Source organism: Bacillus silvicola (assembly GCF_050524305.1).
Classification (GTDB): Bacteria; Bacillota; Bacilli; order Bacillales; family Bacillaceae_G; genus Bacillus_A; species Bacillus_A cereus_AT.
The window spans coordinates 1-26,679 of sequence record NZ_JBNGVC010000017.1; the positions used below are offsets into that span (position 1 = coordinate 1).

Here is a 26,679-nt window from a genome sequence, read left to right on the forward strand (position 1 = left end):
TACATATAATTTCTCTCCAAATAATTTAAACTCCGTAATATCCGTGACCCATTTTTCGTTTGGCCTTTCTGCTTTGAAATTACGTTCTAAAATATTAGGGGCAATCTTTCCAACAGTTCCTTTATAAGAGCGATATTTCTTCATACGGACCAAACACTTTAATCCTAATTCTTTCATAATGCGTTGTATCTTTTTGTGATTTATTTTATGTCCACGATTAGTAAGTTCATCACGAATACGGCGATAACCATAACGGCCTTCATGTTCATGATAAACAGCTTGAATTAATACTTTCAAATCTGCATCTGGATCCGGACGTTTGGCATTTTTTAACCAATAATAATATGTGCTACGTGGAATATTGGCAAGCACTAAAAGTGATTGTACCGGAAATTGATGCCTTAATTCATAAACTACTTGCGCTTTGTCTTTTTTTGTGACTTCTGTTTGTTTTGAACTAAGGCATTCAACTTTTTTAAATACGCATTCTCCATACGTAACCTTTCTAACTCCTCTTGGAGTTCTTCAATGGAGCCTTCGACTGGTAATTGCTTTTTCACTATTTTGTGATTTTTATTATTCATAGACGGATGCCTCTTTTCTTTAAGTTGTAGGGCATCCAATCCTTCTGTTTCATAAGCTACTTTCCATTTACGAACCGTTTCATAAGATGGAATATTAAAAATTGCCGCTGTTTCCCTGATAGACGTCCTATTTTCAATCATATAGTTAAGTACGTCTAGTTTAAATTGCGTAGAGTAAGATGTATAGCGTTTTTCAAAAGCTTTTTCACCGGAATATTCATATCGGCTAATCCAGTGATAAAATACCCGCTGATCCACGCCTATAGATTTAGCAATGCTTGTCCCGCCTTCTGGGCCTTCTAAATATCGTTTTACTGCTTGTATTTTTTCTTTTGAAGAAAATTTAGCCATAAAAAAACTGCACCTCCAATTGTTAGTCGTGTCTAACAATTGGGGTGCAGTTCATTTAACTGGAGGACTTAATATCACTTTTTTGTTTTATTTTTTCTCACTAATTTTAAGCCGTTTTGCATTTATGAAAAATGCGCTTCCAATTATAAATATAACGGAAGAGATATACATTGTTATCCCTGAGTATTTATTATCGAATATTGTAATATCAAGTAAATTAATGAACATTATCAATATAAGTGATATGTACAATCCATTAATATATTTCACTTATGCCCCCCCTTTTACTATATTTTTTTCTTTTCTTTTTCATCTCTTTTTTTCGGTAACTCCTATGTGATAAATAGTGGTTTCTAAAGGCATTATTTATTATATCCTTTTTCCCTATTTTACCATTTGAGAGAGGTGATATGTTGTATGGTTTTAGTTGTATATTGTATACATGATCAGTTAAAATAACGTCTCATTATCAGCAGCGAAGAAATACAAATACCTCCAAAACGAGAAAATGTACATTTTTTTAGTTTTGGAGGTTATAAAATCCTTAAGTTGATGGATGTGGCGTTACCCCAATTAGAACAAAATATAGATTTAGATCATATTTCTCAATGTGTAAAATAACTTAACAATGTTCGTATACTTTTTCTTTGCTAGGGCGAAATAGCTTCAATTCCTTCCAATTCCGAATTCGAGGCATCAGCTGAATTCCAAGCAAAACTACTAACCAAAATAGGAGTCTACTATTCTCCGTGTTATTCTTCATATATTTCCACCAGACCCAAATAAATTAGTATATCTCCAATAGAGACACATTAATTTAAGTTATAATATTTTTTGCATAAAAAGAAATGTTGTTTTTCATGTATACCTATTAAATGAATACTTTGTATTAAGTTTGGATTATGGGCGATTGGATCAGGGAAACGTATGTGGCCAGCAATGTCATCTTCGATTTTAGAAAGCATTTTTTCTAAATTCTTCGTTTCATTATCTAGCCCTTTAATTAACCTTTCAAATGAAATTTTACCTTCTATTCCTTTAGGTGGTAGCAAAATAAAAGGTGCTTTCATTGGTTTGTTGTGTTTCTCTTTATATTCAGTATATATGTCCTTACTATGGGTTTTGTAAGGTGACTTTTTTCTTGCTGCAGCAATTGGTCTAGACAGTGGTAAATATAACTTATTTAATTGTCGAAATCGCCTGACCATTAAGTATAAATGATAATATGTTTCTCCAAAAGACCACTTATCCTTATAAGGCCGTTCCCATTCTTTTTGTTTGAAACACTGTATTTCATTAGCGAATTCTTCTCTTTGTTGATAAATTTTGTAAAAGTGATTAGTCATGTAAATGCTCTGCATAATTCCCCCTGTGTATGTAAGTTAAAGTTTCTATAATTTGCGAATAGCACACTAACTTAATATTATAGTTAGTAAAGTTCTTTCCACTTAACAAACACCAACTATAATTTTCGATAACCCCACGTACATAATGAAATAATTCACCTTCAATTTCTGTTTCATCCTTAATAAAATAATTCCTTACTAAAGGTGAATTGATATTGTTTTTAATATCAAATAAACTAATTCCTTTACATTTCACATAACTTTCTTTAAAAGTCCATGCATCTGTAAAAAAATTGATTTGTTCTCTCTGTGATCGAGTTAATAAGTGTTTTAGTTCTTCTTGAGTAAAGAAGAATTGAGCTAACTCATGATTGCACCACTTATATTCCTCAATATCAGCCCCTACGGCAGCATTATCACTGTAAGTACACATAACCCATTCATTACAATTTGAAATATTAAAGAAACCTTTCGATAATAGAGGTTTCCCTCGCATATTATAGGTAATACTCAACGGATATTTCATTCTTTGTTTTGTGAACAGCACATACTGTATAAGTAAATCGCTGTACATAATATGAAGCTTTTTTTTAGGATGTGTAGTTTTTTTTAATCTCTGTATAGCTCGTTTAGTGAGAATTCTTCTTGATATAAGATTACTTGGGTTTTTATTTATCTTACAGAAGAAAATATCCATAATTAATCCTGAAAGTTCGATAATAAAATTGAGGCATTATGCCCACCAAACGCAAATGAATTATTTAAGATCTTACCACCATTATAATTAGATACCTCTTCTAGAAGAAGGTTAACTTCTATATCCTCTCCCACACTGTCTCTTGATACATTAAAAGTGGGAATTAATTTTCCTTTTTTAATCATCATACAACATAATGCTGTTTCAATTGCTCCAGCAGCCCCTAAAGCATGTCCATGTAAAGATTTAGTCGAGGATACTAAAGGATTGTGATTAAATACGTCCTTTATAGCCTTTCATTCAGTTAAGTCGTTAAGTTTAGTAGATGTACCATGAGCGTTTATGTACTCTACCTCATCAGGACTACATTTGGCATCAATTAATGCATTTTCCATACATCTTGTAACACCATTGAGGTCAGGCGCCAATAATGAAGTAGCATCTGATGAACTTCCATAACCTTCTATTTCACAATAGATATGAACCCCACGCTCCTTTGCATGATTAAGCTCTTCAAGAATAAGAAAGGCCGCCCCTTCACTCATCACAAATCCAGATCTATCTTTTGAAAAAGGGACACTAGCTTTATCTAAGGATTTAGAGTTCGTCAAAGTTCTTAACTTTCTAAAAGCTTCTATAACTTGTGGAATAACACATGCTTCTGCTCCACCTGCTAATATTATTTTTTTGCTACCATTTTGAATTTTTTTAAATGCTTCTCCTACCGCTACTGTTCCTGAAGCACAGGCAATTGAATAAGCAAGAGATTCACCTTTTATACCTAAATCAATACTAATATTTGCTGTTATCATATTAATTAGATTTCTAGGTATTACAAGCATTGTCATTTGATCTACACCTTTTACAGCTGCAGTTCCAAACTCATCTGCGAGGGCACGAATGCCCCCAACAGAACTTCCAACAAACACAGAAACATTTTCATTATTTTCATCATTAATTATTAAATCTGCATCTTTAACGGCTTCTCTTGATGCAATTACGGCCATTTGAGTACAACGATCCATATACCGCTTATCCTTTGTTGTAAGTGGTTCATTAAAAATGTCATCTACTTCCCCAACAAATTTTGTATTTTCATATTTGGAAGGAATAATACCACTTTCAAGGTTAACAATACTTTCCCAGGAACTTTCTCTGGTAATACCATTTGGTGAAACAATACCTATTCCTGTTACCACGACTCTATTCATAAACTCGTCTACCTCCATTGTCATTTCAAATGCATTTCATTTTTGACCTTATTCTTATTAAGAAGAAGGTAAATACGGCAATTATCATTCCATTACTTGCAAATATAATGTTTAGATTATCAGTAACTCTAACAAAGTTGACAAAGTCAAACATAATTTGATCCAAAAACACTCTTACACCTATTCTTGACAGAAGGTATGATCCAATAATAGTTAGGACCGCAATAGGAAAACTAAAGGCAAAATGCATTCTCATTAGTTCTTTTAATGAATAACCTTCTAATTTTAATGTCTTAATTGATTTGATACTATTTTGATAACTGAACTCAAGAAGTGAGTAAAGTAATGCAACTTGTAGAACTATAGCAAGACCTAAAATAAGTGTGATCTGTTTGTTTATAACATCTAAGATATTTTTCCCGGAAGTTATTATCTCGTTCCTAGTTAATGTAGCTTCTATCCCACCATCGTTAGAATTATCATATGGTTTTGATAGAGCTACTGCAGGTACTGAATATGTTTCATGGTTGAACATTTCTCCGTTATCGGAAACTAAATATATATTACTCACTGTAGTAACATTGTTGACTTTATTAATTTTAAATGAGTAATCTTTTTGATTAGTTACATCTTTTAGTAGTAACTTATCTCCTACTTTTTTCCCATATTTATCAGAGAATGCTTGAGTAATTATTACATCTCCATCTGCAAGTTTGAGATTATAATTATAATATTTAGAATCAGAACCGATTACATAAACACTTTGTGTAATACCGTCTTCATCATGTAAGTTATATAGTTTAAACTCTTCACCCTTGATATCATGTTGATTAGGTGGATTTAAAAACAAAATTTCTTCAAAGATATTCTCTGATGCTAAGTCATCGACATACTTAGTTACAGAGTCTTTCAATAAAAACGAAAAATTAATCAGTAAACCTACAAAGAAAATCAGTACTATAAACAAAGCCAGTTCCTTTTTATTTCTATTTATCCGCTTTAACCGATACCGGTAAGTAAAAGGAATGAATTTCATGATTTTTCTACTTCTTTTTCTTATAGATTTAACTTTATTTTTCTTCTTTTTAAATTTTATATAAAACAGATAAACTAAAACAAAGTTAATCACTAAAACAATAGCTAACGAGAAAACTAAACATTCCGTCAATAACATATAATCAATTTTAAGAATTGGATAATTATATATTTGGCTATTCATTTGCATAATCGTCTCAATCAAAAATATACCGATTGTACCACCGATTAACCATGCAATTAAAAGTGTTAAGCTCGTTTCAGTTATATAATGTTTAAAAAGCATCCATTTGTTAAAGCCTAACTTATTAAATGTTGCTAGGTTATTTGATTCTTTCTTGGATACTTCAAAATGGTAAACACTTAAAAGAACTCCAACTATCAGATATAGTAAGCATGTTAAAAGCAACGCAAGATCCCTTGGTGCTTTTGCATCACCTATTACTTGTTGTATCCTCGTGTTATTTTGAGAATCATTTATATAAGTTGGTTTAACGATTTTCGAAACCTCTTGAACATCTAGATTGCTAGTATAAGCATAATATGAAGAGAACTCATTACCAAATAGCCTTTGAAACGTTTCTTCATTTACAAATGCTATACCAAAAACTTCAGAATTAGCTTGCAACACTAGATTACTATTTTTGGTTGTAATATAATCAGGTGATATTGCAGTTCCAACTATTTTTAATTTTTCTCCATTAAAGGTCAATTCATCATTGAGCGCTAATTTATTTGCTTTTAAATAGTTATTGTCAATTAGAATCTCTTTATCATTTTGAATATCACGACCGCTGGTCACTTGATATTTATTAATTTTTTTTCTTGACTGGAATATTCGAACTGTACTGCCGCCTTCCCTCACTTCCCCATTTTTAATTTGTTCGAAAGAAATATCCTTAAATTTCTCATCAATATCGTCATTAGTTATAAATATACCGTCTTCTACGTTATATTCGCTGTTGAATTTTTCAACTGATTGTAGAACGCTACTTGTACCAACAAAAAAGCTTATAAAGATACCAGTTGTAGCAAAAACAACAAGAAATATAACTAGAAACTTTAATTTATAAGTGTTTAATCTTCTTATTGTGCGTTTTCTGAACTTTCTATTTATATTTTGATTTACCATTCTAAATTCTCCGCTAATTCAATATCTCCATTTACCATATCATTAACCTTTTTCCCATCATGAATAGTAATAACACGATTGGATATTTTCGTTATTTGTTCATTATGGGTTATAAGAACAATCGTAGTTTGATGACTTTGTTGCAGTTTTTGTAATACTGTTAGAACCTCCTTAGATGAATTCCCATCAAGTGCTCCTGTAGGTTCATCACAAAACAGTATTTTAGCTCTTTTCACTAAAGCTCTTAATATCGCAGCTTTTTGCTGTTGACCTCCGGAACATTGATTAGGAAATAGATTAATTGCTTTACGAATATCCCAATCATCGATAAGATTTTCAATTTCCTCAGTAACACCATGTTCTAAATAGATATTCTCATGCAAGGTTAGATCATCAATTAAGTTATATTCTTGAAAAATAAAAGCAATATCATTTTTTCTAAAAACATTTACTTCTTTTTTAGAGAGATTACCTATATTTCTTTTGTTTACTTGAATTTCGCCTGAAGTAACACTCTCTAGTCCCGATAAGCATTTGAGAAGTGTAGTTTTACCCGACCCAGATTTCCCAATAATTGTACAAAATTCACCCTTAGTTATACCTAAATCAATTCCTCTTAACACTTTTAATTCATTTTGCTTATTTGCATTAAAAACCTTGATAACGTTAGTAGCTTTAATCATTTGTACCTCCATATTTATGTTTAATTGTAATAAAATACGAATAATATGTATCATCTGCTGGTGCAATTTCACTTACTTCAAATCCAGATGAATCTAGTAAAGTAAGGAAAAGATTCCACTGTTCCGCTTGAGCAAAATCAATAAGCATATTATTTAATACAACTTCAGCTTGGAGAATACTATTACAGATATCAAATTTATAGCGAGATATAAGATTCCAATCCTTATTATGCTTTGCCATTAGCTCTTGATAAATCTCAAAATTAGGATAATACTGACAAATAACAATAGTACCGTCCCTATGCAAAATTTCTTTTAGTCGCTGGAAGAGCTTTTCTTTTTCGTCTTGAGTAAGATAAAATAACATGTAGCTCATATTGATCATGTCAAATTTACATTCAAATGAAAGGTCTATAATGTCCTCGTTATGTATAACAACATTCGATTTATCTTTATATTTAGTTTGTAATTTTTCAAACACCTTCTTTTGTCTTTCTACACCAACAATTTGTTTATCATCAGAGTTCAAATGAACATCAATATAGTTACCATTTCCACATCCAATATCAAGAATTGACTTAAATTGTTTTTGAGAAATAAAAGTTGCATAGTTTTCTTTTGTGTAAATATTAAACGCTAATTCTCCAAGATCTGTGTAAAAATCCTCTGAAAAGCTAGGAGATATTTGTTTAAAAAAATTTAATTTATTAATCTCTTGTAAATAAGTAAGGACCTCTTTAATATATACAAACTCTAATTTCCCCATTATTTTTCCTAATGTTGTATTATGTTCTGTATTAATTACACACTCAATGAACTTGTAATCACTTTGTATTTTACTTACAATCTTACTATAATTTGTGTCTTCAAATTCAACTAAGCTATTTCTGTCCTTTACTGCCAAAAGGTATTCTTGATTTAATGTGTATACATCCTCTTTTTGTGAAATCATCCCCAACTGGATACCTAAATCCATAAATGAATGAAATATATTATGATGCATATTTCCTTTTGTCATTTCTTGAACATTATCAAAATTTTCATGCATCTTCCTTAATACAATAAATCTTATATAGTTTTTAACTTTTGAAAACAAAAGTAATTGGAATAAAGGAGTATCTCTTATCCCTACAATTTTAGATAATCGAACTAAACTGTTTATACGAATGGACTTTTCTGGTAACTTATAACGTTTGTTTGGAGAATATGATTGATACTTGCTCATTAACAAACTGTATTGCATTTAAAAACCTCCTCTTCTTTTAAAATTAAGTGATAGGAAGCAGAAAGCTCCCTATCTATATAAATTTCCACGTAATTTATAAAGGTATTAACACGGACTCATTGTACGTAGATAAACTTTGAATGTTTTCTTTAATTACTTTTAAAGTCATATCCAGGTCTTCTCTTGAATGAGCAGCTGAAATAAAAAATCTTATTCTAGCTTCACTCTCTTTTACTGCAGGATAAATTATTGGCATCGCATTTATTCCATTTTTAAATAATATTTCTGAGAATTTAAGAGCTTCATCAGAGTTTCCAATGATTAAAGGTACTACTGGAGTGTCATAGCTTTTACCTGTATCAACTCCCAATTTCTTTATTTCATTTAAGAAATAAGTATGGTTTTCTTTTAATCTTACAAATAAACTTTCTTCACTTTCACAGATTGTTAACGACGCTACTGCCGCAGCTGCATTAGCTGGTGTCATTCCTACACTGAAAATAAATCCAGGTGAATTAAATCTTAAATATTTAATAAAGGATTTGCTACCAGCAATATATCCCCCACAACTATTAAGGGATTTACTTAATGTTCCCATTAGAATATCTACTGATTTAGGGTTAACATCATAATAACTTGTAACACCTCTACCATTCTTACCAATAGTACCGATTGAATGCGCTTCATCCACCATGAGAATAGCATTATACTTTTCTTTTATTCTGATTAGTTCTGGCAGTTTACAAATATCTCCATCCATGCTGTAAACACCTTCTACCACGATTAAAACCCTGCGGAATTTCGATCTTAGCTTTTTCAGCTCATCTTCTAGATGATCCATATCATTATGTTTAAACGGTTTTCGCTTGGCATTAGAAAGAATTGCACCTTGAATAATACTATTATGAGCCAATGCATCATGTAGAATTAAATCTTCTTGATTGACAATATTCCCTATAGTATTAACGTTAGTACTGTGTCCTCCCACCTGAATTAGAGCATCTTCTACATCTAAGAATTCAGCAATTTTTCTTTCAAGCTTTTGATGGATTTCAATTTCTCCGCTAAGTAACCTACTACCAGAAACACTCGTTCCATAACGATTTATCGCTTCAATGACGGCCTGGTTAATTATATTTGAACCATTAATACCAAGGTAATTGTAAGTGGAATAATTTATCTTCTCTTCTCCATCTATAATAATTCTATTTGATGCTATTCCATGGTTTTTTCTGAAATAAGGAATGTATTCTCTGCTTTTAAGATATTTATGAAACTCTTTAACTTCATTGAAATCATCCAGTAATGAAGCTGTCTCTTGATTCATTTCCATCCCTATTTCTTTATATATTAAACATAAAATATCATTTACAGTTGTATCCTCTTGTTGAAAAACTTCTTCCAAGTCGACTTCTTTCATCTCAGGAAAGTCTTGTACTACTAATCTATGAAAATCCATAATCATCATTGAGTCCAGGCCAAGATTATTAACTAACGAATCAGTTACAGCAATATCACTTTGATCATAACCTGTTATTTCAGCCAAATGGCTAATGATTTTATCGTATACTTTATTCATGGTAAACCTCCATTATTCTTTTATGTTATAGCGAAATGATTTATTAAGAAGTTAGCAGCATTTACTGGACCATCAATATTTTCTAAAAGTTCCTGCATTTCTTTTGCCTTATTATGCATCTCTTTATTTGTTAGCGAGAAGTCTATCAATTCACCAATTTTCTGAGTCGTAATATCTTTTCGTTTAAGTTCCAATGCATTACCAAAAAGAACACATTCATTTATATTGGCTTTTTGTTCTGCTTGCAGTCCAAGCCCAAGGAATGGTTTACCAGATAAACAAGCCGTTTGAACTGTACCTTCTCCACCATGAATAATAGATAAATCTATTATATTTCCCAATTTATGAGCGGGAAGTAAGTCACAAAGAATAATATTCTTGCTACTAGAAAAAATATTGCCACTAGACGCAAGTATTTTCTTCATTGGACATATAACTGTCACCGGAAGTTTCTTTAAAATATGTAAGAATTTCATGACAATTTCTTTACTTCCAGAGCTTCCCATCGCAAAATAAATAACAGGTTGATTTGAGGGAAGACTATATAGAAATGATGGTATGGGCATATCCAGTTTTGCATAAACCGGGCCAATATATTTATAGTTAGCAGGAAGATCGTCCACACCACTAATTTCAGGAATGGTTGTAATTAAATTATAATCAGCATCCAGTGCATCTATGGTGTATTTTGGAAGTTCTACTCCTTCTTCTTTTGCCAATTTTGAAAAAGACTTTGGTTTATAAGTAATACCTAAAGCAACCTTTTTATAGAGATTCATGGTGATTTTTTTAGGTAAGAAAGTCTTATTAATTATGGAAGGTAATTCTAGGTGTCCTTTTAATACAAAAGTTCTGGTGTATGCTAATGGTTTAATATATACAAGTGGTGTTTGACAAGCTCTCGCTGAAATAAACATACTCAATGTAGTTCCGATAACGACAACCGCCGGACAGTAAGTATTTATAATTCTTTTCTCATTCTCAATTCGTTTTTTGAGATGTTCGTATGTAAAGGGATGTTTTATACCCTTCATCTGATCGACTTTCATAAGTTGAGTGATATCGTCTTCACTTAAAACTGGTTCAAGGTGGATAAATTCAAAGTTAGCTTTTTCAATAAGATAAGCATATTTTCTAGAGTAGCCTATAAATATGCAATGAAAGTATTCGGAACATTTCTTTGCTACTTCTATTGATCTGGTAGTTTCGGCCAAGTTAAAAGTTTCTGGTGCAAAAATTATGTTTTTTTTAATTATTCTCATCCTCCTTAAACGTATTTCTAATATATATCACTTAAAAACTTCAACATGGATTTTATTAAGTCTGGAGGAACTTGAGCGGCGATTTAACTCGGCTTCTGTATCCTTCTTTACTACACTTCTACAAGCTAAAATTGGCGGATTATCTAAGATTTCATAAAAGCAAATCTAGCGATGATAATAGCAGCCATAATGCTTAAAAGGCCACCTATATAAGTTGAATTAAAAGGTTACAGCTACTGTTTGTCGAAATATAATAAGTAACATATATTGACAAATGGAGCGGAGCAAAATGACACATGTACACCAAAACGAAAAAGAAAGCCTACTTGTAGCAATGAAAACGACTAAAACGAAACGAATGTATGAACGTTATCAAACGATCTATTTCTATGTACAAGGCTTTTCTATAAAAGAAATAATGAACATGATTGGTCGTTCTGAAAAAACAATCTATAATTATGTGAATGCTTACAAAGAAAAAGGATTGCATGGCTTACTCATGGGACAATCAACAGGAGCACCACGTAAATTAGCCCCTGAACAAGAACAGGAGTTAGTTCAAGTGATTGCATCTCATCTACCCGTTGATGTTGGATTTCCAGCTAAACATAATTGGACTTTATCCATTATCGCTTCTTTCATTAAAAGAGAATGGAACGTAAGTTACACACTTCGCGGGGTGTCTCGACTTTTACATGATTTAGGGCTTAGTTACACAAAACCGACGTATACATTAGCGAAAGCAGACCCGGTGAAACAACAAGAGTTTAGGGAAGTTACCTTCCCCGCCTATAAAAAAACTTTTAAACGAGGAGATTGACCATCTTCTGTTTCAAGATGAGTCCATGATCCGCGATTACCAAGCACTGCAGCATACATGGTTTTTAAAAGGAAAACAACGCAGTATTCCTACTTATGGGAAACACCAAGGTGTTAAACTTATTGGTACACTTAATTATGAAACCGGTGAGTTAGTTTGTGTAGAAGAGGAGCGGTATGATGCCGAAGCATTTCTTCGTTTTCTTCAGCATGTACTTGAACTGTATCCCAACGGGAAAATAGCTCTTATTCTAGATAATGCGCGTATTCATCATGCGAAGCTCATCCAACCACTTTTAAGGAAACACTGTCATCGCTTAGAATTAGTGTTTTTACCTCCCTACAGTCCCGATTTAAATTTAATTGAAGGGGTATGGAAATGGCTCAAATCAGACATCATTCATAATGTTTTTTATTCATCGATTTATGAAATTCAAAAAAATGTACAGGCTTTTATTCAGGAATTAAATCGCACACCTGAAAAAGTGATCGATCGATTATGCATTCGATTGTAATCTTTTAATTCAACTTATATAGAACCATCTTTTGTTTGAAAAATTGCTTCACTATAAGTCTTTTAAATTATTCCTCCTAGCATTCGTTTAACAAACAAACAGATAGATAACGAACAATGTGTAGTTGATAATAAATTCATGTTGTTTATAATGGAATTATATCGTTTTTTCCATAAAATTCAATTTACATTTAAGGCCTAAATGTAAGATAAAAAACAAAAGGATGAAATCTGTTGTCTATAATGACAATAACGAACGGGGAGGTATAAGATGTTGAAAAAAGCGGATCTGCGGATTATTCGAACAAAGAAATTTATATATGATGCTTTTATCAAACTGATAGCGGAAAAGGGATACGATGCTATTACCATTCAAGATATCGCAGATGAGGCACTCATCAATCGGGCAACATTTTACTCGCATTACAGGGATAAACAAGATCTGTTAACAAAGCTTAGCGAGAGTGCACTAGAAGAGTTAACAAGTAAGATGGTCCTATATGCCCATGTGCAGGGACATCAAATAGATTTTTCGAAACTCGAGGAAGTTTTACAATCGATATTTGAGTGTATGGTAAAACATGCAGACTTTTATAAAACCATGTTTGGGCCTCATGGCATTCATGATTTCAACCTACAAATGCAGCAGACTATTATGGATAATCTTGAACGAAATTACATTGAGCTTAAAATTGGAGAACATGACTCAGATATTCCAAAGGATATGGTATTACGTTTCTTCACTTCCTGTGTTGTTGGGATGGCAATTTGGTGGCTTCAAAATGATATGAAATATTCACCAAAATATACTGCACAACAGTTAGTGAAGCTTATGACTAAAGGACCCTTTTGTGCAGTAGGTTTTACTTTTTTTAATGAGCGCTAGAAAGAGCAACTATACCAGGAATTGCAAAGGGTTCTGGTGCGAAAATAATCATCTTTGAAAAAATCAATAAATGATTTTTTCAAAGATGATTAATATGTTCTAAACTTTTATTCTATATAAAAGTAATTTTTACTTTTCTGTAATATTTACAAATTCAACGGCTCCCTTACCCTCAGTACCTAAAGCCGTATTCACTTTATCTATTTCCTTACTTAATTCTGGTGCTTTCCCTTGATTGAGTAAATTATGATTCCCAAAAGATTTATTAAAAGATAGAATCTGTCTAGTTTTTTCTTTCCCATTTATTTCTTTAAATAATGTATCATCTACAATTAATAGGATTGCGTTGGATCCACCACGATATGGCGCTAGCCATACATCACCTTCGTATTGAGTACTCATTTTTTTCCCATCATATATTATTTCTTTTAAGTCCTTATATTCTTTATTTGCAAATAAGATAATTTCATCTTTTTTTCTTTTTGGTAAAGAGGCAATAGGGACTGAAGATGTGAGCCCACTATTATTATCCCTTTCACGTATAAGCCCCTTTTTATTCATTTTTTCAGCAGTTGTTCTGCTTATAAATAGTAAATTACTAGGAGTATCCGCCCTAGCATCCCAAAATTGTGTCGGGAGCTTTATATTGAGTTTGTTATTATCTATGCTCCCCTCTTTTATTTTGAATTGCTCTTGTGATATGGTTATATCTTTGTATAGGTCTATTATAGAATTTCTTGTTTGTTCATTTAACTGCTCTACCTCTATTGAAAGCCCATTTGCCGGGGAGTTTTTTGCACCAAAGAATGAACATGCTCCTAACACGGTAATCGAAATACCAGCTACTATTAATAACCCAAGTCTTTTTTTCACCCTATATTCTCCTTCTTTTTATTATTTTCGAATTAAAAAATCGTTTTATACATTTTTTTCAAGTATTGAGAACGAACAAAGTAAAAGTATATAATTTGCAAAACTAAGAAACAAACCAATACTATAACGGAACTACCCAAGACCGAAAAATTAGCTAACTTTTGTAAGGTGATAAAAGCAACCGAACTATGTGTAATCGCTATTGAAATTGGTAAAAAGAATAACAATGTAAGTTGACGTGACACAACTTTCTTTAATTCCGGTTTGCTTAAACCGACCTTTGCTATCATTTTATATTGCTGCTGATTTCGTTCTAAGTCTGTATATAATCGGAAATATAAAAAGCTTGCAGCAAACGTAAAGAAAACAATGCCTATTAATACACTCATGATGGATGCAAGTCCAAAACCTTGTTTCATCATTATCCATGTAGATATTAAAGAAGAAAATTTATATTGCTCGTTGTATAATACTGGCTCATGTATACCTTCATTATCTTTCTGAAGAGTAGTCACGATTTTTCCAGCAACTTTTTTCGTTTTCTCCCAATCCTTCACAATAAAACCATTAATGGTGGATTCACCACGGTAATTCTCTGGATCCACTATCATTTGATTATATACAGCGTCTGGTATAATAATTGTCGTTATGTTTGTATCTTGTAGTTCTTTTGGCGTTAGTGTTTTATTTACATGCATATCTATTTTTATATTTCTATGCGACAATCGAAAGTTATTTTGATTCGATTTTGTATTAGAGAATTTTCTTGCAGGTATGACAAAACTATCATTTTCACCTTTTAAGCTTTCTTTTTCAAAACCAAATGCCTCAGCTAACTTATTATAATCACTTATTTTTATAACGCTTAATAATACATTACTGTTATAAAGGCTATCTGGAATTTGTTTTATTGAATAAGTTACTTGTTTAAATTTAAACCCACCATTATTGAGTTCGCTTTCTATTTTTTTTAGATGCTCTTTTTCTAAAGGATTATTATTATAGGACTGATAAGAAAATGCAAAGGGACTATTCGATTCAGCCATAGATGAGTTACCTAATCCCATACAAGTTCCAACTGCAGTGAAGGCAACGGCAGATATAATAGTGACCATAAAAAACATTTTTGCATTATCTTTTAATTGATACACTAAATCTGAGATGGTGAGTATGTTTGTTTTCTTAAAGAAAATATTTTCCCTTTTCTTTAATGCACGTAACACATATACACTGAGCTGTGTAAATAAGAAGTACGTTCCAAGTACAACAAAGCTCACCCCTGTCGCCATCATGAATAATACATATTTCATATCCTTGTATTGAATTGCATTAACACTATGGAATACAGCCGTATATCCTAATCCAATACAAATAAGTGCGAATAAAGACAGCCAAAAGGATGCTTTGGGTTCAGGCTTTGGCTTTTCTTCTGCTTTTATTAATTCTACTAATTGCTCTACATTTACTAGTCGAGAAGTGAAAAGTGAAATAAATAAAAATAATAAGAAGAAAGCTCCAAATGTTATTCCAATTGCTTTAAAGGGCATGTAAAATGGGAGTCCTTTATCAATCATTAGCAGATTGTTGCTCATAATTAAGATAAACTTAGAGAACGCCATTCCAATTGTAATTCCTGTTAAAATAGAAGTGATTCCAATTATTGTATTTTCAATAAATATTAATTTATTCAACTGTGAACGTGACATCCCATGTAGCATTAGAATTCCAAAATCTTTTTTTCTTGTTTTTAAAAATGCACTTACAGAATATAGGATAAAGAAGAATGAGAAGAAAAATATTAACCCCTGCGATATCTGTAATCCTGACTTTGCAAATGTATTGATTGTTACACTGGCAGCAAGATCGCCTTGTAAATTAGGATGAAATGCAAGTAATGCATAAGTAAAGAAAATCATAATAGCAAACGTACTACTTAAAAAATGAGCCAAATATGTTCGTTTACTTCGAATGACGTTATTAAATGCGAATTGTCGAAAAGTCATGTGCATTTCCTCCTAATAATGCTAAAACCTCTAGAATTTTTTGATAGAATACTTTGCGATTATCTCCACAATAAATCTCATTGTATAACTGTCCATCTTTGATAAACACAATTCGATCACAATAACTTGCAGCCATTGCATCATGTGTCACTAACATCATCGTTGTGCTATTTTCTTTATTAAGCTTTGTCAATAATTCCATCACATCACTAGCAGATTTTGAATCCAGATTTCCTGTAGGCTCATCCGCAAGTAATAATTTCGGATTATGAATAGTAGCTCGTGCAATTGCTGTTCTTTGTGCTTGCCCACCAGAAATTTCATACGTACGTTTATCTAATATTTCAGTTATCCCTAGTTTTTCAGCAATAGCTTCCACTTTCCTTTCCATTTCTCTAGGGCTTACACCATCAAGTGTAAGTGGAAGAACAATATTCTCTTTCACTGTCAGTGTATTAAGGAGATTAAATGATTGAAAAACAAACCCTAATTCACGTCTTCGAAATAAAGACAACTGATCTGGAGATAACAGATATGGATTTTCTCCATGAATTAATACTTCTCCTGATGTTGGAGCATCTATAGTAGACACCATATTTAATAGCGTTGTTTTACCACTCCCAGATGGTCCCATAATTCCTACAAATTCACCTTTGTTTATTTTTAAATCAATATGGGATAATGCTGTATAAGAAATTTTCCCAGGATAAACTTTCCCTAAATCTGAAACATGTAGTATCTCCACAAGTATTTCACCTTCCATTTCTCTTTTCGATACATGAAGTGTAACCTATACTTAGTATGTCTCATATCGATTTCCCTAACATTTATCTAACAAGTTTGTAAGATTCAAAAGAAAAAACCGATGAAAAGTATACCTTTCATCGGTTAACGAGATGCATACGGGAATACGATTCTAACTTTTGTTCCCTTACCTACCTCAGATTCTAGCTCAATCTTATGATTTAATTTTTCACATACTTCTTTAACAGGTTTTGTTTTCTTTAAAATTAGAATCTTTCGCGAATGAATCTACAATTCGAATTTTCTTCCAATATATCCCCATACGCCATATCCATTCTAAAGGTCCCATTCTGAAGTACTTTAACCATATGTTACTATAAATAATTTGTATAACAATAATGGATAGACCGATACCTAAATAGGTTAAGAATGAGAATTTTCCATTTTCTAAATAGTCAAAAACAATCGATGTGTGCACAATAAAGTTTGACATAGACATTCGGCCAAATGCGATTAAACATGAGAACATACTTCTTACCATGGGAATCATACTTAAAATGGTTAAGCACACAATATAAAATAGGGGCAGTACGAAAGAACTAAAATTATTCATCCAGCCATAAGAATAGTATGTTAAAAAGAATAGGAGGACTAAACCTGTTACAAGTAATACCTTACATCTTTGTAGGCGATTGAAAAAAGATACTTGTCCTAAAAATATCCCTAAAATAACCATTGAAAATCCGCTTAACATGCCTACTAAAGATACAATTTGATTATTAGTTGATTCACCTTCAATTAAAACCATGTCACGTGTGAACCAAATCAATATTGCAATAGCGATAAAAACGATAATGTTAATCATCGGTGGTATATACTGAAATACAAATCCTATTAGCCCATAAATTGCATACATAATAAATAATCCACCGGCAGGGACCCCTACAAATGTACATGTAACACCAATTAATAACAGGATAATAAAACGCCGGATATATATTAAATTTGCCCTTTCACCCCTCTTCTTTAAATTTGACATTAATAATGCAGAAGATAAGCCTAGAAGGAACATAAATATATAAATAAATTTGGATACCATGAAAGTGTAAACGAAAGAGCTAAAATAAGGATGGGCATCAGTGCTCACCATACTCGTGTTTTGAAATATATTTGTAAAAGTAATGCCTATAAGCGCAAATCCCCGTAAATAATCAACTATTTCAATACGTTGCTTTTGTATCATAATTCCTTTCTCCTTTCAGTTTTGATTCTACATACAATGTACATATTGCATAGGATTTTTCCTATCGATTTCCCTAACATTTATCTAACAAGTTTGTAAGATTCAAAAGAAAAAACCGATGAAAAGTCTACCTTTCATCGGTTAACGAGATGCATATGGGAATACGATTCTAACTTTTGTTCCCTTACCCACTTCAGATTCTAGCTCAATCTTATGATTTAATTTTTCACATACTTCTTTAACAAGATATAATCCCATTCCCGTAGACTCTTTAAATTTCCTACCATTTTCTCCAGTATAAAATGGATTGAAAACACGTGGTAAATCAGCAGTAGGAATGCCCACTCCATAATCTCTTACTTCCAAAATAATTGCTCGTCCTTTTGAATACGCCGATACTATTACTTTCTCTTTCTTACTTGATGAATATTTAATTGCATTTGACAGCACTTGATTGAGTATAAATCGAAACCATTTCTTATCTGTTTCTACAATAAGACTCGGATCTACCTTTACCTCTGGATACACATAACTACGTATAAACAGACGTTTATTTTCATGAATAACAGAATCAATCATTCCTAATATTCGCAATCTGTCTACATGAAAATCCTGTTCAAATGTTTCTAAACGAGCAACATATAAGACCATTTCCAATCCTTTTTTGATTCTTTCCGTTTCTTCATTAATACTGTCAAATCGAGAGTCATCTGCATCTTGTGTAATTAACTCAATAACAGAAAGAGGTGTTTTCATTTGATGAACCCATTGATTCATAAAAGTCATTTGTTCTTGTTGTTTTCGTTCCCATTTTTTTAATTGGTTTTGATAATATTGATATTGAGTTTGTAGTAATTTATCTAAGGCCATTGATAATGGAGTCAAATCACTATCTTTTATTGACTCATTTAAAGTTTCCATTGGTGTTGATAGACGCTTGTAGAATGAACGATGACTATAATAACGATATATTAGATAACCTATTAATAAAAAAACACCCAAAAATACAGAATATAATGCTGTCAAAATATGTGGATAACCATCAAACCAATATATAAAAAGAATGATAAGCAATTGGACAAATGTATAACAAATGAGTGGAATATGTTCTTCTAAAAATAATTTCATTATTCCTTTCCTTCCTTCTCCCAAGTAGCATGCAAACGATATCCAGCACCACGAACTGTTTCCAGTGCGTTTTCAATACCTAAATCTTGCAACTTCCTTCTAATTCTCCCTATATTTACACTCAATGTATTCTCGTCTATATATGAACTATCCCATAGTTGTTCTAAAATCACTTCACGTTTTACAAGGAGTGGAGACTTTGTTATCAATATTTCCAATAAAGATGTTTCTTTTCTAGTAAGTATAATTGTCTTATCTTCTAGTTGAAGTTCCATTCTTTCTGGGAACAGGAATAATCCTGATTGCTCAACTATTCGTTCTTTTACTTTAGGAGCATATTCACCGTATGCTCTTCTGAGTTGACTACGGATTTTAGACATTACAACTTCATAATAAAAAGGTTTCGTAATGTAGTCATCACCACCATTTTCTAAAGCCATAACTTGATCCATTTCTCCACTCCTTGCAGAAAGAAATATAATTGGACAAGTAGAAATAGCTCGTATTTGGCGGCACCAATAATAGCCGTCAAAATTAGGCAGATTTACATCTAATAGCACTAAATCTGGTTTAATCTTTTGAAATGTAGCTAAGATATTTTCAAAATCCTCTATCATAACACTTTGATATCCGTATTTTTTAATATGAGTTCCCAGTAATTCAGCGATTTTTGTATCATCTTCTACAATCATGATTGTATTCATATTGTACTCTCCTCTAATTTAAGTGTGATTTTTAAAGTTTGTTTGGCTTTTTATATTTAATTTTTAAGTTAATTTATTTAAAAGAAATAATATCTTACATACGCCCTAAAATGCAATTAATATCAAATAAAGCTTACATCTGTTGTTTTTTAATAATAAAAATTTTAAGAGTAAATGGGTTGGGCTTTTTCAAAATATAGATAAGTTTTATTAATAAAATGAATTGATATTAGTAAGGGTATTTGAATAGGTAATAACTCAATATATCCATTAATATTTTTTATCATTTTAGCCAAGAAGACTCCTTCCTCAAGGAACGCTTAGTGAGTAGGTGGGAGATGAATTGGCTTCGGACAAGGGATGGCAGGAATCCATCTTAATTGTTCTACATACATAAACTGTTACTTCACTACCTATCGAATGTACGTTTGTTGTACAATAGAAACATACCGAAATGGAGGTGAAATGAATGATGACTAATAAAGCATATAAATTTCGTATCTATCCAAATAAAGTACAAGCAACCCTAATCAATAAAACGATTGGCTGTTCTCGTTTTGTATTCAATCATTTCCTATCTCTATGGGATAATGCATACAAAGAAACAGGGAAAGGTTTGACATATGGTAAATGCTCTTCCAAACTCCCTGCCATGAAGAAAGAGTTTGTTTGGCTAAAAGAAGTGGATAGTATCGCGATTCAGTCGTCTGTTCGCAACCTTGCGGATGCTTATACACGCCTTTTTAAAAAACAAAACAATGCCCCGCGTTTCAAATCTAAGAAGAACAACGTACAATCTTATACCACAAAACAAACAAATGAAAACATTGCCGTTGTAGGAAGCAAAATAAAATTGCCAAAATTAGGTCTTGTTCGATTTGCCAAAAGTCGTGAAGTAACAGGACGTATTTTAAATGCTACAGTTAGACGGAACCCTTCTGGCAGATACTGTGTGTCATTATTAGTTGAAACAGAAGTGCAAGAACTTCCGAAAACAAACTCTTACATTGGAATGGATGTGGGACTAAAAGATTTCGCCATTTTGTCAGATGGAACTACCTATAAAAATCCGAAGTTTTTTCGATCATTAGAAGAGAAGTTGGCAAAAGCACAGCGTGTTCTTTCTAGAAGAATGAAAGGATCTTCTCGTTGGAATAAACAACGAGTAAAAGTAGCTAGAATTCATGAATACATGACGAATGCTAGAAAAGATTACTTGGACAAAATCTCGACTGAAATCATCAAAAACCACGATGTTATCGGTATAGAGGATTTGCAAGTATCAAATATGTTAAAGAATCATAAGTTAGCAAAAGCAATTAGTGAGGTATCATGGTCTCAGTTTCGAACTATGTTGGAATACAAAGCAAAATGGTACGGCAAACAAGTCATTGTTGTATCGAAAACATTTGCTTCAAGCCAATTATGTTCTTGTTGTGGATATCAAAACAAAGACGTTAAAAATCTAAACCTACGTAAATGGGACTGCCCTTCTTGTCGTACACACCATGATAGGGATATTAACGCAAGTATCAATCTAAAGAATGAAGCGATAAGGCTTCTAACCGCAAGGACTGTGGAGATAGCCTAATAAATTAGAGTTCGATAGAACTCTTTACTTAGGAATCCCCCTCTTCTAAACGAAGTGAAAGTGGGGGTAGTTCAAGCGATTGAATATAATGTCACACATTTTATAAGGTAAAAAGGAAAGGATAGATGAACAGGAGAGTATACCTGTTTACATCTATCCTTTTTTACAACAATATGACCACATTTACTACTACAACAAGGATTTTTACCACAACAAATTTTCATATAGTTATTGAACTATTTTTTGAATAGCTAAATTAACCTCTTCGTTAACTTTAATTACGAATAAATAGTCCCCTTCACCTTCAATTGGATCAACTACATCTTCATTAAAAGATTCAGCATGTTGTCTACCATATCTATTAAACTAGCGGTTTTTATTTTCCCTGATTCCTTTCCATACCTAAGGTACCCAAAAGTCCACTGGATTCCCGAGGCTACCATCCACATTTGTGTCTCTGAAAAGACATTTTGTGCCAATAGACGTAACTGTAGATTCCTGAACAAGCAAAATCATGAAAATACACACAAAGATAGATTATCATCCATTACATTACTGTTTTGCTTCGTTCGAATAGAAAAACTCGGAAGAACGCCACTTGTTCGATATCTCCTCAATGTGATAAGGTGTCGTTCTGCAGCATCCACCTATTAAACGTGCACCTGCTTGGTACCATTCTTCGGATTGAATATCCAACCCGTTACATTGTTCATGACCATGCCATGTTTTTGATTCTGGATTATAAGTTTCACCCGAGTTCGGATAAACAATAATCGGTTTTTTGGTGTTTGCCCTCAACTCTTGGATTGCACCAGTCACAACGGTTACTGGCGCACAATTGATGCCTATCGCTACAATTTGTTCACTTTTCTCAAAAACTCGTGCACACTCCACGAGTTTCATACCTTCACTAATCTCTTTCTCATTTTTTAGCGAAAAGGAAAGCCAAGCATATGTTTCTGGAAACTCACGCAATAATGTATCTAATACTCTTGCTTCTTGCAGGGAAGGGATCGTTTCAAATGCCAATAGATCTGCACCTGCTTCGATTAACGCTGACATTCTCGAACGGTGAAAGTCTGCTAATGTTTTATCTGTCACACCATAGTTGCCTACATACTCTGAACCATCTGCAAGGTAAGCCCCGTACGGCCCAACTGATGCAACAACCAATGGTTTAGGCCTATTCGTTTGCGTGTTTTCCTTCCAAAAATCATCTCTTGCCCTTCTTGCAAGTAACACCGTTTTCTTAATTAATTCCAAAGCTTCCTGTTCTTGTATTCCACGCGCGGAAAAACCACTAATAGTAGCTTGATAGCTTGCTGTTATGGCACAGTCCGCTCCAGCACGAAAATAGTCCGAATGAACCTGATAAATTAGTTCCGGATTTTCTAGTAACACACGTGCCGACCAAAGGGGATCGTCCAAATTACATCCATGCGCCTCCAATTCTGTAGCTAATGCTCCGTCAAGAAGCATAATGGAATGTTGGGATAAAATAGCATCAATTGGGTTGATTTTGTTCGACATAATCTACGCCCCTCTTTTTTAGATTTTTTGTTAGATAATAACTTCCATAGCAAAACAAAATAAACGGTATGCCGCAATATAAGGCAATTCTCTGTGTTGGATCGAATGCAATTCCAATACACGATGCCAGACAAAGGATAAAAGAAGCAATTGGTACTAATGGATATAGTGGTGTGCGATAAATCAAGTCCTTTTCAGAATTTCCTTCTTTCAAAAATTGTCTGCGAAATAGGAACTGGGAAGCACTAATACTCATCCAAACTACAACTACTGCTAGACCGGAAATGGAAACAAGTACGATATAGATAGTATCTGGTGCCACAATACTTGAGAGCAAAGCCAAAGCTCCACCCACCATGCTGAAAATGACGGCGTTGATTGGAACACCTTGCTTCGTCATTTTTCCAAAAATCGGGGATATCGTATTCTTATTAGCAAGCGACCAAAGCATTCTAGAAGAGGCATAAAGGCCTGAGTTTGCCGCAGATAAAATGGCTGTTAAGATAACGAAATTCATTATGTCAGCTGAATATGGCACCCCAATTCGTTCTAGAACTGCAACAAAAGGGCTCTCTAATACCCCTGCATCGGAAATAGGCAATAACGCAGATAAAACAACAATCGTTCCTACAAAAAAGATGATCAATCTCCACAGAGTAGTTCGAATGGCCTTCGGTATCATTTTTTCAGGGTTCGCTGTTTCTCCAGCTGCAATGCCTATTAATTCTGTTCCCGAAAAAGCAAAATTAACCGCAAGCATGGTCATTATAATGGCCGTAGCACCATGAGGAAATAAACCTCCACTTGTAAAATTAGAAAAGAATGGTGCTGCTTTTGAATGAGTCATCGGAAGAAACCCTAGCATTGCCGCTACTCCTAAAACAATAAAAATCACAATAGCTATAACCTTTATCGATGAAAACCAAAATTCGGATTCGGCGAAAAATTTAACAGTCAGGACATTTAATACAAAGATCAAAATGGCAAAAAGAGCACTCCATACCCAAACATCAATCGATGGAAACCATCGCTTCATAAGTAATCCTGCGGCTGTAAATTCAGAACCTAAAGCAACAGTCCAAGTTAACCAATACAACCAGGCTACTGTATACCCTGTACCCGGTCCAATGTATTTAACTGCATAACTATGAAATGCGCCCGTTTCAGGCATATGTACGGAAAGCTCTCCTAAACATAGCATAACTAGATAAACCACTAGCGCACCAATCAGATAGGATAGAATTGTTCCAAACGGGCCAGCTTGTTGAATAGTGTAACCCGGGCTTAAGAATAAGCCAGTTCCAATCACCCCACCAAGTGATAGCATGACTAAATGACGTGCTTGCATTTTCCTTTGAAATTCTTGCCCATTTTTGTTCTCCATTTCTACTCTCCTTTAGTTACTATCCAGAAAAAACAAAAACGCACTCTAAAAAAGAGGGCGCTACTGACAAATAAAAACGGAAGCTCTCATCTATCAGGATTATCACCCGCTGGAATTAGCACAGTGTCTACTTAAGCAGACCTGTTGCTGAGGTTTCATAAGGCCAGTCCCTCCACCTCTCTGGATAAGAAATATTTTTTTATAACCTTATCAATCCATTCAATAACTGTCAAGATAATTCTGTTTTTTTGAAATTTTACCTATTATAGAAATACAAAAAAATAGAGTATTACCATAACTGCAACCCACTCCTTCTTGGGTATTATTTAAAAATCGAACATACAAAACCTCATTTATTTATGATAGGGTTCACAAGCACTTCCTCAAAATTTGATGCACTTCTAAATATCTTCTTACTTCTTTGCCTATGGGGTCACCATACATAACCATCAACTCAGGAAATTTTAATACCCTCAAATATCAAAAAACGTTATCCTTTCTAAACAAGCTAAATGAGAAAGGATGATGTTTTCTTATGAATCTCTCGATTCAAGATGAATTACTACCATTTGCAGAAGAACTACAACGATATGTTACACCTGTATTCTTAGAAGAACTTGCAAAAGAAATAGGATTTATAAAGCGAAAACGTAAGCTTTCTGGATCAGACTTATCTGCTATTTGCATTTGGATTAGTCAACGGGTGGCAAGTGATTCCTTGGTTCGATTATGTAGTAGGCTTCATGCAGCGACAGGCACTTTACTTAGCCCTGAGGGCTTAAATAAACGTTTAAATGCTACAGCAGTTTTGTTTTTAAAACATATTTTTTCTTTACTGTTACAACAAAAAATATGTGAACAAACTCAAATTTTTAATCAACTTTTTTCCTATTTTGGACGAATTCGTATCCTAGACGCTACTGTATTTCAAGTACCAAATACTTTAGAGAATGTATATCCAGGCTCTGGAGGATGCGCTCAAACAGCTGGAATTAAAATTCAATTGGAATATGATTTGCATAGTGGGCAATTTCTTAATTTTCAAGTTGGACCAGGGAAAAATAATAATTAAACATTTGGTACAGAATGTTTAGATACCTTAAGACCAGGAGATTTATGTATACGTGATTTAGGCTATTTTTCATTGGAAGACTTAGATCAAATGGACCAACGAGGTACATACTATATTTCTCGTTTAAAATTAAACACAAATATATATGTGGAAAATCCAAACCCAGAATACTTTAAAAATGGTGCTATTAAGAAACAATCAGAATACATACAAATCAATGCGAAACAGATTTTGAAACAGTTACAATCCGGGGAAACATTTGAACTAAAAAATGCTTATATTGGAGATAAACAACAACTGTTTGCACGTGTTATTTTTAATCGATTAACAGAAAAGCAACTTCAAAAACGACGAGAAAAGATAGCAGAGAAAGAAAAATCACAAAATAGAACATACTCAGAGAAAAGTAAAATGATAGCGGGATTAAACGTATATGTGACAAATACACCTTGGGAATGGGTTCCGATGGAACAAATACATGAGTTGTATACGTTGCGTTGGCAAATAGAGATTGTTTTTAAAACATGGAAATCACTCTTCAAAATAGACCAGTATCGTCTTGTAAAACAGGAGAGATTAGAGTTCCAGCTATATGGAAAGCTAATCGCTATTTTCCTGTGCTCCTCTACGATGTTTAAAATGCGCCAACTTCTTTTACAAAAAAAGAAACAAGAATTAAGTGAATATAAAGCAATTGAAATGATTAAAGATCATTTACACATTTTATATCGAACCATACAGCAAAACACCCAAGAAATAACAAAGATTCTAATCCGCCTGTTCCACTTACTCCAGAAGAATGGCCGGAAATCTCATCGATACGAGAAGAAAACAGTCTTTGATATTTTAGGTGTTGTCTATGGGCATAATGGTTTGAGAAAACAAAAGAAAGCTGCATAATTTTTAAAAACGATACCTATCTAGGTTTATTTGGTATGCTCGTTTTTAAGGACACAAAATATTTTAAGAGTTTTTTCGTTTATACGAACGAAAGTTCATTGTGTTTCCACTCTTAAGTTGATGGGCATGTATGGTGACCCCACATCCATCAACTTAAGAAAAACAAATGCCCCAGAACGAAAA

19 protein-coding genes, 5 pseudogenes and 1 riboswitch are annotated in these 26,679 nt (G+C 33.0%); of the genes and pseudogenes, 4 read left to right on the top strand and 20 right to left on the bottom strand.

The features are described from left to right. The 11 genes and pseudogenes from ACP6L7_RS31490 to ACP6L7_RS31540 form a co-directional block, all read right to left on the bottom strand. Positions 1–935 (bottom strand): annotated as a pseudogene (locus ACP6L7_RS31490) (IS3 family transposase); the annotation flags it as partial. An 87-nt stretch (positions 936–1,022) separates the two neighbouring features. Continuing rightward, entirely contained in the window at positions 1,023–1,205 is a 183-nt protein-coding gene (locus tag ACP6L7_RS31495; protein WP_071745310.1) for a hypothetical protein, read from the bottom strand. A gap of 358 nt (positions 1,206–1,563) precedes the next feature. Beyond that, positions 1,564–1,668: pseudogene (locus ACP6L7_RS31500) on the bottom strand (Tn3 family transposase); the annotation flags it as partial. A 79-nt stretch (positions 1,669–1,747) separates the two neighbouring features. Continuing rightward, positions 1,748–2,296: a DinB family protein gene (locus ACP6L7_RS31505; RefSeq protein WP_257127381.1), complete on the bottom strand. Its 549-nt coding sequence runs from the start codon at positions 2,294–2,296 to the stop codon at positions 1,748–1,750. Next, complete coding sequence (locus tag ACP6L7_RS31510; RefSeq protein WP_097831864.1) at positions 2,274–2,978, bottom strand: 4'-phosphopantetheinyl transferase family protein; 705 nt, start codon at positions 2,976–2,978, stop codon at positions 2,274–2,276. The genes ACP6L7_RS31505 and ACP6L7_RS31510 overlap by 23 nt, the downstream gene beginning before the upstream one ends. Positions 2,979–2,980: 2 nt before the next feature. Beyond that, positions 2,981–4,213: pseudogene (locus ACP6L7_RS31515) on the bottom strand (beta-ketoacyl-[acyl-carrier-protein] synthase family protein). A 1-nt stretch (position 4,214) separates the two neighbouring features. Continuing rightward, positions 4,215–6,356 carry an ABC transporter permease gene (locus ACP6L7_RS31520; RefSeq protein WP_097831866.1) on the bottom strand — a complete coding sequence of 714 codons (2,142 nt, stop codon included), beginning with the start codon at positions 6,354–6,356 and terminating at the stop codon, positions 4,215–4,217. Continuing rightward, complete coding sequence (locus ACP6L7_RS31525) at positions 6,350–7,039, bottom strand: ABC transporter ATP-binding protein (protein WP_097831867.1); 690 nt, start codon at positions 7,037–7,039, stop codon at positions 6,350–6,352. Before ACP6L7_RS31525 ends, ACP6L7_RS31520 begins: the two co-directional genes overlap by 7 nt. Further along, the gene (locus tag ACP6L7_RS31530; protein ID WP_097831868.1) at positions 7,032–8,282 is read right to left on the bottom strand and encodes a class I SAM-dependent methyltransferase; all 1,251 of its coding nucleotides are present in this window, start codon (positions 8,280–8,282) and stop codon (positions 7,032–7,034) included. Before ACP6L7_RS31530 ends, ACP6L7_RS31525 begins: the two co-directional genes overlap by 8 nt. 76 nt (positions 8,283–8,358) lie before the next feature. Then, positions 8,359–9,843 carry an aminotransferase class I/II-fold pyridoxal phosphate-dependent enzyme gene (locus ACP6L7_RS31535; RefSeq protein WP_097831869.1) on the bottom strand — a complete coding sequence of 495 codons (1,485 nt, stop codon included), beginning with the start codon at positions 9,841–9,843 and terminating at the stop codon, positions 8,359–8,361. A gap of 20 nt (positions 9,844–9,863) precedes the next feature. Next, the gene (locus ACP6L7_RS31540; protein ID WP_097831870.1) at positions 9,864–11,105 is read right to left on the bottom strand and encodes a glycosyltransferase; all 1,242 of its coding nucleotides are present in this window, start codon (positions 11,103–11,105) and stop codon (positions 9,864–9,866) included. Between the two features lie 289 nt (positions 11,106–11,394). On the opposite strand from ACP6L7_RS31540, the gene ACP6L7_RS31545 reads away from it, so the two are divergent. Continuing rightward, positions 11,395–12,439 (top strand): IS630 family transposase gene (locus tag ACP6L7_RS31545; RefSeq protein WP_430529657.1). Its coding sequence is split into 2 segments (ribosomal slippage): positions 11,395–11,889 and positions 11,891–12,439, totalling 1,044 coding nucleotides; the frame shifts between segments, so codons are not numbered across the junction. Positions 12,440–12,709: 270 nt separating this feature from the next. Further along, positions 12,710–13,324 (top strand): TetR/AcrR family transcriptional regulator, encoded by a 615-nt coding sequence (locus ACP6L7_RS31550; protein WP_070129429.1) that lies wholly within the window; start codon positions 12,710–12,712, stop codon positions 13,322–13,324. A gap of 129 nt (positions 13,325–13,453) precedes the next feature. Here the strand turns inward: ACP6L7_RS31550 and ACP6L7_RS31555 are convergent, their stop codons facing one another. The 7 genes and pseudogenes from ACP6L7_RS31555 to ACP6L7_RS31585 form a co-directional block, all read right to left on the bottom strand. Continuing rightward, entirely contained in the window at positions 13,454–14,197 is a 744-nt protein-coding gene (locus ACP6L7_RS31555; protein ID WP_098361737.1) for a lipoprotein BA_5634 family protein, read from the bottom strand. Positions 14,198–14,229: 32 nt separating this feature from the next. Continuing rightward, positions 14,230–16,200 (bottom strand): FtsX-like permease family protein, encoded by a 1,971-nt coding sequence (locus ACP6L7_RS31560; RefSeq protein ID WP_430529658.1) that lies wholly within the window; start codon positions 16,198–16,200, stop codon positions 14,230–14,232. Next, a complete protein-coding gene (locus ACP6L7_RS31565) occupies positions 16,175–16,945 on the bottom strand; it encodes an ABC transporter ATP-binding protein (RefSeq protein WP_097831883.1) in 771 nt (256 codons plus the stop codon). Before ACP6L7_RS31565 ends, ACP6L7_RS31560 begins: the two co-directional genes overlap by 26 nt. Before the next feature lie 143 nt (positions 16,946–17,088). After that, positions 17,089–17,190, bottom strand: a pseudogene (locus ACP6L7_RS31570) (sensor histidine kinase); the annotation flags it as partial. Beyond that, a complete protein-coding gene (locus ACP6L7_RS31575) occupies positions 17,186–18,187 on the bottom strand; it encodes a DUF418 domain-containing protein (RefSeq protein WP_097831874.1) in 1,002 nt (333 codons plus the stop codon). The pseudogene ACP6L7_RS31570 and the gene ACP6L7_RS31575, both read right to left, overlap by 5 nt. Positions 18,188–18,328: 141 nt before the next feature. After that, positions 18,329–19,315 (bottom strand): sensor histidine kinase, encoded by a 987-nt coding sequence (locus tag ACP6L7_RS31580; RefSeq protein ID WP_097831875.1) that lies wholly within the window; start codon positions 19,313–19,315, stop codon positions 18,329–18,331. Continuing rightward, positions 19,315–20,019: a response regulator transcription factor gene (locus ACP6L7_RS31585; protein WP_016130537.1), complete on the bottom strand. Its 705-nt coding sequence runs from the start codon at positions 20,017–20,019 to the stop codon at positions 19,315–19,317. Before ACP6L7_RS31585 ends, ACP6L7_RS31580 begins: the two co-directional genes overlap by 1 nt. A gap of 469 nt (positions 20,020–20,488) precedes the next feature. Between ACP6L7_RS31585 and tnpB the strand changes: the two genes are divergently transcribed. Further along, complete coding sequence (tnpB, locus tag ACP6L7_RS31590; protein WP_430529659.1) at positions 20,489–21,610, top strand: IS200/IS605 family element RNA-guided endonuclease TnpB; 1,122 nt, start codon at positions 20,489–20,491, stop codon at positions 21,608–21,610. A gap of 552 nt (positions 21,611–22,162) precedes the next feature. On the opposite strand, the gene mmuM is transcribed toward tnpB, so the two are convergent. Together mmuM and mmuP are read right to left on the bottom strand one after the other, a co-directional pair. Further along, on the bottom strand, positions 22,163–23,140 hold the full coding sequence (mmuM, locus tag ACP6L7_RS31595; protein ID WP_097831876.1) for a homocysteine S-methyltransferase: 978 nt from the start codon (positions 23,138–23,140) through the stop codon (positions 22,163–22,165). After that, positions 23,115–24,524: an S-methylmethionine permease gene (gene mmuP, locus ACP6L7_RS31600; RefSeq protein WP_098361735.1), complete on the bottom strand. Its 1,410-nt coding sequence runs from the start codon at positions 24,522–24,524 to the stop codon at positions 23,115–23,117. The genes mmuM and mmuP overlap by 26 nt, the downstream gene beginning before the upstream one ends. 83 nt (positions 24,525–24,607) lie before the next feature. Continuing rightward, positions 24,608–24,715, bottom strand: a riboswitch (SAM riboswitch). 344 nt (positions 24,716–25,059) lie between these two features. Between mmuP and ACP6L7_RS31605 the strand changes: the two are divergent. Then, positions 25,060–26,496 (top strand): annotated as a pseudogene (locus ACP6L7_RS31605) (IS4 family transposase). The last annotated feature ends 183 nt before the right edge of the window (positions 26,497–26,679 follow it).